The 8,640-nt window shown below is 72.8% G+C and carries 8 protein-coding genes; 6 read left to right on the top strand and 2 right to left on the bottom strand.

Going from position 1 to position 8,640, the window contains the following annotated elements:
- Window positions 1-96: 96 nt before the first annotated feature.
- Window positions 97-510, bottom strand: coding sequence for a hypothetical protein (locus Q0112_RS02280; RefSeq protein WP_297970849.1), 414 nt, complete (start codon window positions 508-510; stop codon window positions 97-99).
- A gap of 42 nt (window positions 511-552) precedes the next feature.
- On the opposite strand from Q0112_RS02280, the gene argS reads away from it, so the two are divergent.
- The 5 genes from argS (at window position 553) to scpB (ending at window position 6,183) form a co-directional block, all read left to right on the top strand.
- Window positions 553-2,298, top strand: a complete 1,746-nt coding sequence (argS, locus tag Q0112_RS02275) for an arginine--tRNA ligase (protein WP_297970846.1) — start codon at window positions 553-555, stop codon at window positions 2,296-2,298.
- 501 nt (window positions 2,299-2,799) lie between these two features.
- Complete coding sequence (locus tag Q0112_RS02270; protein WP_297970843.1) at window positions 2,800-3,759, top strand: SPOR domain-containing protein; 960 nt, start codon at window positions 2,800-2,802, stop codon at window positions 3,757-3,759.
- Window positions 3,760-4,764: a glycoside hydrolase family 3 N-terminal domain-containing protein gene (locus Q0112_RS02265; protein ID WP_297970840.1), complete on the top strand. Its 1,005-nt coding sequence runs from the start codon at window positions 3,760-3,762 to the stop codon at window positions 4,762-4,764.
- Window positions 4,757-5,551: a ScpA family protein gene (locus Q0112_RS02260; RefSeq protein WP_297970838.1), complete on the top strand. Its 795-nt coding sequence runs from the start codon at window positions 4,757-4,759 to the stop codon at window positions 5,549-5,551. The genes Q0112_RS02265 and Q0112_RS02260 overlap by 8 nt, the downstream gene beginning before the upstream one ends.
- Complete coding sequence (gene scpB / locus Q0112_RS02255; RefSeq protein WP_297970835.1) at window positions 5,548-6,183, top strand: SMC-Scp complex subunit ScpB; 636 nt, start codon at window positions 5,548-5,550, stop codon at window positions 6,181-6,183. The genes Q0112_RS02260 and scpB overlap by 4 nt, the downstream gene beginning before the upstream one ends.
- Before the next feature lie 137 nt (window positions 6,184-6,320).
- Here the strand turns inward: scpB and Q0112_RS02250 are convergent, their stop codons facing one another.
- On the bottom strand, window positions 6,321-7,964 hold the full coding sequence (locus tag Q0112_RS02250; RefSeq protein WP_297970833.1) for an NAD(P)/FAD-dependent oxidoreductase: 1,644 nt from the start codon (window positions 7,962-7,964) through the stop codon (window positions 6,321-6,323).
- Window positions 7,965-8,044: 80 nt separating this feature from the next.
- On the opposite strand from Q0112_RS02250, the gene Q0112_RS02245 reads away from it, so the two are divergent.
- A partial coding sequence (locus Q0112_RS02245; protein ID WP_297970830.1) for a nitrilase-related carbon-nitrogen hydrolase occupies window positions 8,045-8,640 on the top strand: 596 nt, incomplete at its 3' end.

The raw sequence follows: 8,640 nt of genomic DNA, 5'->3' as shown, positions 1-8,640 counted from the left end.
GCTCGAAATCGAGTTCGCCGACGGGCGGGTCGGCGCGCGGCCCGATCGGACCGGCCGCAAGGAACCGGACAGCGAGCCCGGCCAGGGGCAACTTTTCTAGGTGCCGACCTTCGGCCCCGGACAGGCGAGCGGCGCCGTGTCGGCGCGGCTCATCTCGACGGTGAAGCCGGTGGCGGCGGCGCCCTCGAGGCGCTCGGCGGCGAGGCCGCCCGGACGGGGCAGGAAGCGCCAGCACTGCGCCTCGGGGTCCGTGTCGTAGCGGAAGCAGATGCGCTCCCCCTCGGCCCACCAGCGGCCTTGCGTGCAGCTGCCGTCGGCATAGCGCCAGATGCTGCGGCGGCCGGGCAGATACTGTTCCGCGCCGTAGGGACGGCCGAGGTGGGTGAAATGGAGCGTCCGCCCCTCGGCCATCGCCTCGAAGGCCTCGGGCGTCAGGATCTCCTGCCCCGCGGCCGGCGCCGCGAGGAGGAGGAGCGCGAGGAGCGCCGCAGGATCCCGGCTGGAGAGCATCGCCGACCTATGCTAACGGCTGCCCGATCAGGGGGAAGGACCATGGATCTCTTCGCGCAAGTCAAGGCGCTCGTTCTCGACGGCATCGCCCGGCTGACGGCTGCCGGCCAGCTTCCGGCGGGCCTCGATCTCGCGGCCGTCACCGTCGAGCCGCCGCGCGACCCGGCGCATGGCGACATGGCGACGAATGCCGCGATGGTGCTGGCGCGGCCGGCGCGGATGGCGCCGCGTGACATCGCCGCGGCGCTCGCGGACGCGCTGAAGGACGCGCCGGGCGTCGTCTCGGCCGAGGTGGCGGGGCCGGGGTTCCTGAACCTGCGCCTGGATCCGGCGCAGTGGTTCGGGGTGATCCCGCAGGTGCTGGCGGCGGGGAGCGACTTCGGCCGCTCGGAGACGGGCGCCGGGCGGCGGGTGAACGTCGAGTTCGTCTCGGCCAATCCGACCGGGCCGATGCATGTCGGGCACGTGCGGGGCGCGGTCTTCGGCGACGCGCTGGCCGGGCTTCTCGCCTTCGCCGGCCATGAGGTGACGCGGGAATATTATATCAACGATGGAGGGGCGCAGGTCGACGTGCTGGCGCGCTCGGCCTACGAGCGGTACCGGGAGGCCTGCGGCCTCGAGCCGGCGATCGCCGAAGGGCTCTATCCCGGGGACTATCTGATCCCGGTCGGCGAGGCGCTGAAGGCGAAGTACGGCGACCGTCTGCTCGACAAGGGCGAGCAGTACTGGCTGGCGGAGGTGCGCGAGTTCGCCACGGACGCGATGATGGCGATGATCCGCGAGGATCTGGCCGCCCTCGGCGTGGAGATGGACCATTATTTCTCCGAGCGCTCGCTCTACGGCACCGGGCAGATCGAGGCGGCGCTCGCCACGCTCGCGGCGCGGGGGCTGATCTACGAGGGCATGCTCGAGCCGCCGAAGGGCAAGCTGCCGGAGGACTGGGAGCCGCGGGAGCAGACGCTCTTCCGCTCGACCGCCTTCGGCGACGACACCGACCGGCCGGTGAAGAAATCCGACGGCGGCTGGACCTATTTCGCACCCGACATCGCCTATCACTTCAACAAGATCGAGCGCGGCTTCGACGAGCTGATCGACGTGCTCGGTGCCGATCACGGCGGCTACGTGAAGCGGATGAAGGCGGCGGTGGCGGCGCTCTCGGAGAACCGGGTGCCGCTCGACGTGAAGCTCTGCCAGCTGGTGCGGCTCTTCAAGGGCGGGGAGCCCTTCAAGATGTCGAAGCGGGCCGGCACCTTCGTGACGCTGCGCGACGTGATCGACCAGGTCGGGCCGGACGTCACCCGCTTCGTGATGCTGACGCGGAAGAACGACGCGCCGCTCGACTTCGACTTCGACAAGGTCCTCGAGCAGTCGAAGGACAATCCGGTCTTCTACGTGCAGTATGCCCACGCCCGCGCCCAGTCGGTGCTGCAGCGGGCGGCGGAGGCGGGGCTCGCGACCGACGACGGGACGCTGGCCGCGGCCGACCTCGGCCGGCTCGGGGCGCCGGGTGAGCTCGCGCTGGTGCGGAAGATCGCCGAGTGGCCGCGGCAGGTGGAGATCGCCGCCGCCGCGCACGAGCCGCACCGGATCGCCTTCTACCTGCACGAGCTCGCCTCGGACTTCCACGCGCTGCAGCACCAGGGGAAGCTCGACCCGGCGCTGCGCTTCATCCGCGAGAAGGACCCGGCGCTCAGCCACGCCCGGCTGGCGCTGGTGCGGGCGACCCAGCTCGTTGTCAAGGCGGGGCTCGGGATCCTCGGGGTGACGCCGATGGACGAGATGCGGTGACCTTCTCCGGACGCACCGAGCTCCTGCGAAATCAGGATTTCGCGCGCGAAACTATAAGTATCCCGTTGATATTGAAGGAAATCGTCAGGTTAACGCTTCGTTACTTCCCCTGCCGTCGCCGCTTTTCGTCACCCGGCGCGAGCCTGCACTGCGTGCAGGCTCCTCGGGGGGGGCAAATTTTGGGGCAAGAAGATGGAGCGGGCGCCGGGAGAGCGGCGGGGCCGCCGTGGCCGCGGAGCGGGATCAGGAGGCAGCGGCGTGGAGGCGCCACGGGCGCGGTGATGTAGGGGAATCCCCCGTCCCGTCCAGCGTCGCGCAGAGCACCGGCAGCGGGGTTCCAGGCGAAGGAGGCACCACCCGCATCCGGTTGTAATTGCGGGCGGGCCTGTTATCCTTGCGCGGCCCCGAGGGCGAGATGCGGGAAACGCATTCGTTAAGACATTTCGGGGTTGGAGCAGCGGCACCTACAGGATATGGTGTGTCAAAACAGGCAAGCACCCGATGCGCGATCTCTACAGCGACGACTACGAGTCCGTTGCGGTCGGCCAGTCCGACCGCCTGATCCCCGACGGCCTGCGCAAGCTCTCCGGCGCGCTGGTCTTCCTCGCCCTGGTCGCCGCCCTCGGCCTCTGGTCCTTCCGCCTCGGCACCCGCGACGCGCGCGAGGTGCCGATCATCAAGGCGATGGAAGGGCCGGCGCGGATCGAGCCGGAGAACCCCGGCGGGCTGCAGGCCGCGCACCAGGGGCTCGAGGTCAACACCGTCCTCGCCGGCCACCCGGCGCCGATGCCGCGCGACGTGCCACCGGCCAGGCCGGAGCCGGCGGTGCTGAAGGCCGAGGACGCGCCGCAGGGCGAGCTCGTCGTCAACGCCCCGGCGATCCTCGCCGAGCGGGTGCTCGGCGAGTCGGGCGACCTGCCGATGCCGCAGCAGGAGGATATCGCCGGGATTGCGCCCAGCGATGCCGACCCGCTGGCCGCGGCGGTCGAGGCGCCGGGCGAGCTGGTCGCCGCGCTGGAGCCGGCCGAGGCCGGGCCGCGGCCGCGCAACCGGCCGGCCAACCTGCCGCGGCCGGCGAAGGCCGCCCCGCCGCCGAAGCCGGCGGAGACGAAGGCGGCCGCCAGGACCGAGGCCCCGAAGCCCGCGGCCAAGCCCGCCGCGACCCAGGTCGCCTCGGCGGCGCCGGTGGCGGAGACGTCGGGCGTGCGGCCGGGGACGCGGCTCGTGCAGCTCGGCGCCTTCGACAGCGAGGAGATCACCCGCCGCGCCTGGTCGCAGCTGGTGGCGAAGAACCCCGACCTCCTCTCCTCGAAGAGCCTCTTCGTCGAGCGGACGACCGCCAACGCCCGGGTCTTCTACCGGCTCCGGGTCGCCGGCTTCTCGAACGCGGAGGAGACGCGGCAGATGTGCGAGGCGCTGCGCTCGCGCGGGGTCGCCTGCATCCCGGTGACCGTGCAGTAGATGGCCGCGCGCGCCGCCATCTTCGGCTGCGCGGGACCGGAGCTCACTCCGGAGGAGGGGCGATTCTTCGCCGAGGCGGCGCCCTGGGGCTTCATCCTCTTCGCCCGCAACGTCGAGAGCCCGGCGCAGCTGCGGCGGCTGACGGACGCGCTGCGCGACAGCGTCGGGCGGGACGCGCCCGTCCTCGTCGACCAGGAGGGGGGCCGGGTGGCGCGGCTGCGGCCGCCCCACTGGCGCGAGTGGCTGCCGGCGCTCGAGGAGTGCGCGCGCCTGCCGGCGGCGCGGCGCGGGCGGGCGATGCACCTGCGCTACCGGCTGATCGCCGGCGAGTTGCGCGCGGCCGGGATCGACGTCGACTGCGCGCCGGTGCTCGACGTGGCGCGGGCGGAGACGCATGCGATCATCCGCAACCGCTGCTACGGCGGCGATCCGGGCGGGGTGGCGGCGATCGGACGGGCGGTGGCCGAGGGGCTGCTCGCCGGGGGCGTGCTGCCGGTGATCAAGCACATGCCGGGCCAGGGGCGCGCGCCGCTCGACAGTCACCTGGAGCTGCCGCTGGTCGAGGCGGACCGCGCGGCGCTCGCCGAGGATTTCGCGCCCTTCCGGGCGCTCGCCGACCTGCCGATGGCGATGACGGCGCATGTGGTCTATGCGGCGATCGACCCCGGGGCGCCGGCCACGCTGTCGCCGGTGGTGGTCCGGCTGATGCGGGAGGAGATCGGCTGCGGCGGGCTGCTGATGACCGACGATATCTCGATGCGGGCGCTGTCGGGCGGGCTCGGCGAGCGGGCCGCGCGTGCGCTCGCCGCGGGGTGCGACGTCGTCCTCCATTGCAACGGCGATCCGGCGGAGATGGCGGCGGTGGCGGCGGCGGTGCCCGAATTGGCCGGTGCGGCTGCGGCGCGGGCGGAGGCGGCGCTCGCCAGGCGGGCGGAGGCGGCGGGCGCGGACGAGGCGGCGCTCTGGGCCGAGTTCGCCGCGCTCCGGGAGGGCGCCGATGCCTGAGGATTTCGCCGCCATCGAGACGACCGAGGCGCGGCTGGCGGCGGAGGCGCTGGTCGTCGACGTGGACGGCTACGAGGGGCCGCTCGACCTCTTGCTGACGCTGGCGCGGGGGCAGAAGGTCGATCTCAGGCGGATCTCGATCCTGAAGCTCGCCGAGCAGTATCTCACCTTCGTCGAGGCGGCGAAGCGGCTCCGGATCGAGCTGGCCGCCGACTATCTCGTCATGGCGGCCTGGCTCGCCTTCCTGAAGTCGCGGCTGCTGCTGCCGCCCGACCCGGCCGAGGAGGGGCCGTCGGGCGACGAGATGGCGGCGCATCTCGCCTTCCAGCTCGAGCGGCTCGAGGCGATGCGCGAGGCGGCGGCGCGGCTGATGGCGCGCGACCAGCTCGGGCGCGACGTCTTCGCCCGCGGCGAGCCGCAGGCGGTGACGCGGGCGCTCAGCATCGTGCATACCGCCTCGCTGGTCGATCTGATGCGCGCCTATGCGCGGATCAAGACCAAGGACGACTTCACGCCGCTGCATCTGGCGCGGGGGCCGGTCTATACCATGGAGCTCGCGCTCGAGCGGATGCGGGGGATGCTCGGCACGGCGATGGACTGGACGCGGCTCTCGGCCTGGCTGCCGGAGGAATGGGCGGTCGAGCCGGCGAAGCGGCGCTCGGCGACGGCGGCGAGCTTCGCGGCGGCGCTCGAACTGGTGCGCGCGGGCCGGCTCGAGCTGAGGCAGGACGGGGCCTTCCAGCCGATCTGGCTGAGGCCGGCAGCGGGGCGGGAGGAGACGGGATGAACGAGACGGCGCGCGGGTTCTTCGCCGACGGGGCCTTCGCGGTCCCGCCCCTCTCCGAGCAGGAGCGGATGGTCGAGGCGGTGCTCTTCGCCAGCAGGGCGCCGCTCGACGCGCGCGAGATCGCCGAGCGGCTGCCGCAGGGGTGCGACGTCCCCGAGGCGCTGGCCGCGCTGCGGCGGCGCTACGAGGGGCGCGGGGTCGCGCTGGTGCGGGTCGCCGAGGGCTGGGCGTTCCGCACGGCGGCCGATCTCGGGTTCCTGATGAGCCGGGAGGTGGTGGAGACGCGCAAGCTGTCGCGGGCGGCGATCGAGACGCTGGCGATCATCGCCTATCACCAGCCGGTGACGCGGGCGGAGATCGAGGAGATCCGCGGGGTGTCGATCTCGGCCGGGACGATCGACCAGCTGATGGAGATGGGCTGGGTGAAGCTCGGGCGGCGGCGGATGACGCCGGGGCGGCCGATGACCTTCGTGGTGACGCAAGGCTTCCTCGACCACTTCGGGCTCGAGTCGGACCGCGACCTGCCCGGGGTCGCCGAGCTGCGCGCCGCGGGGCTGCTCGACAACCGTCCCGCCCCCGGCGCGGCGACGCCGCAGGCGGAGGCCGAGGAGGAGGCGGGCGAGCTCTTCTAGGGCCGCCCGGCGTGCCGCGCGCACGGGCGGGCACGCGTGCCCGCTCCGTAAGGCACTGGAATCATTGGGGCGAATTTCTCGTATAGACAACGTATAGACGATTATCGGCCGGGCGCGCCGGCGTGGGGATTTCGGCGTCAGTCGAGCGCGATCGGGCCGAGGGTCGGGTAGAGGTCGCCCGGGCCGGGGTTGCCGGGGGCGGAGGCGCCGCCGAAGTGGCGGGCGATGCCCCAGACGGCGTTGAGGGCGGTCTGCACCGCGCCCTCGACCCAGGCCGGGGTCCAGCTCACGCCGTCGCCGGCGAGGAAGATGCCGCGCTCGGCGGCCGGGAGCGCCTGCTGCATGAAGTGGCCGTACATGCGGTGGTTGTAGCGGTAGTGGCCGGGCAGCGCGCCCTTGAAGGCGCCGAGGAAGTTCTGGTCCGCCTCCCAGCTGACGCAGATCGGGTTGCCGCGGATGTGGCTCGCGATGTCGAGGTTCGGGTAGATGTGGCCGAGCGCGGCGAGGGCGAGCTCGACCCGCTTCTCGGCGTCGAGCGGCAGCACCTTCAGCGCGTCGGTCATCCAGGAATAGGAGAGGCAGATGACGCCCGGCCGGTCCGGGCCGTCGTCGAAGAGGTAGGTGCCGCGGGTGATCCGGTCGGTCAGCGTCATCGAGAGGAGCGGCCGGCCGGTCGCGGGGTCGAGGTCCTTCCAGAAGGGGCGGTCGACCATGACGAAGGTCTTGGCCGCCTGCATGTAGCGGGTGCGGTCGAGCGCCATCCAGAGCTTCTGGGCGAGGAGCGCCTCGTCGGTCTCGATCGCCGTGGTGAGCAGGTGGCTCTGGCAGGTGACGAGGACCGCGGCATAGAGGTCGGTGCGGCCCCAGCGGTCGGTCACCGCCAGCATGCCCGACGGGTGGCGGGCGATGCGGACGACGCGGGCGCGCGTCGTGCCCTCGTTGAGGGCGGCGAGCGTGGTGCCCTCCGGCCAGTGGGCGGCGCGCGCCGGCAGGCGCCAGAGGCGGTGCAGCACCTGCTCGACCCCGCCGCGGATGTAGCGCTGGCCCTCGTCGAAGCCCGAGAGGTTGACGCGCAGGATCTCGAGCATCGAGTTCGGGAAGTCGCTGTCCCAGCCGCCGGTGCCGAAGCCGACCTGGCCGAAGATCTCGCGGTGGCGGAAGGAGAGGGCGCGGAAGGCGCGCGAGGTGGTGACGAACTCGTAGAAGGTGCGCTCGTCCCAGTCCCTGACCAGCGGATCCCAGAGCGCCTTGACGCGGGCGGGGTCGCGGGCGCGCATCGCGGCCTGCAGGGCGGAGAAGCCGGCGCCCTCCTCGAGGGCGGCGTCGTAGGCGTCCGCGACCTCGCGGTAGACCGGCGGCAGGTCGGCGAGGCGGCGGGCGAAAAGGGTCTCGCCCTCGAGGTCGATGACGGTCGAGCCCGCCGCCTCGGTGAGCGGGTTCGGGAAGGGCGCGCTCTCGCAGCCGACGAGGTCGACGTAGTGGTAGAAGGCACGCGAGGAGACGGGGAAGCGCATGCCGCCGAGCTCGGCGACGACGTCCTCGGTGCCCTCGAAGATCTCCGAGCGCAGCCGGCCACCGAACCTGGCCGATTCGTAGAGGACGGGCCGGAGGCCGAGCTTCATCAGCTCGTGGCCGGCGATGACCCCGGCCGCGCCGGCGCCGACGATCGCCACCCGCTCGCCGTGGCGCTCCGCCGGGATGGCGCCGAGGCCGGCGGGGTGGGTCAGCCAGGCGTCGTAGGCGAAGGGGAAGTCGGGGCCGAAGGCGGAAAGAGCGGGCATTACGTCTACCCTCTGGAAGGATGCAGCGGCGGATGGCATTGCGGGATGGCGGCCGCCGAGATGCCGGAGGAGGGATAGCCATGAAGCTCGCGCTTTCGCAAGCGACGCCGACGGGAGGCGATGTCGCGGCGGCCTTCGCGCATCTGGCGCGGAGCCTGGCGGCGGCGCGGGAGGCGGGGGCGGAGATGCTGGTCCTGCCCGAGCTGTTCCTGCCGGGCTACAACCGCCCCGACCTCCACGCCGCGCTCGCCCAGCCGATGGACGGCGCCTGGATCGCGCGCCTCCGCGAGATGGCCGCGGGCGCCGGCTGCGGCCTGACCCTCGGCTGGGCCGAGCGCGCGGGCGGGGACATCCACAATGCGGCCACCGCGATCGGGCCGGACGGCGGGATCCTCGCGCACTACCGCAAGATCCAGCTCTACGGGCCGATGGAGCGGGCGAGTTTTCGCTGCGGCAGTGCCCCGCCACCGGTCTTCGGGCTCGGCGGGCGGCGCTTCGGGCTCCTCGTCTGCTACGACGTCGAGTTTCCCGGCCATGTCGCCGACCTCGCCGGGCGCGGCGCCGGGATCCTGCTGGTGCCGACGGCGAACCCGCGCGGCTTCGAGCATGTCCAGCGCACGCTGGTGCCGGCGCGGGCCTACGAGAACCGGATGTTCGTCGCCTATGCCAACTGGTG

Source organism: uncultured Amaricoccus sp. (assembly GCF_937858865.1).
Classification (GTDB): domain Bacteria; phylum Pseudomonadota; class Alphaproteobacteria; order Rhodobacterales; family Rhodobacteraceae; genus Amaricoccus.
The sequence above is the reverse complement of the archived record's forward strand: the minus strand, read 5'-3'. Positions and strand labels throughout refer to the sequence as shown.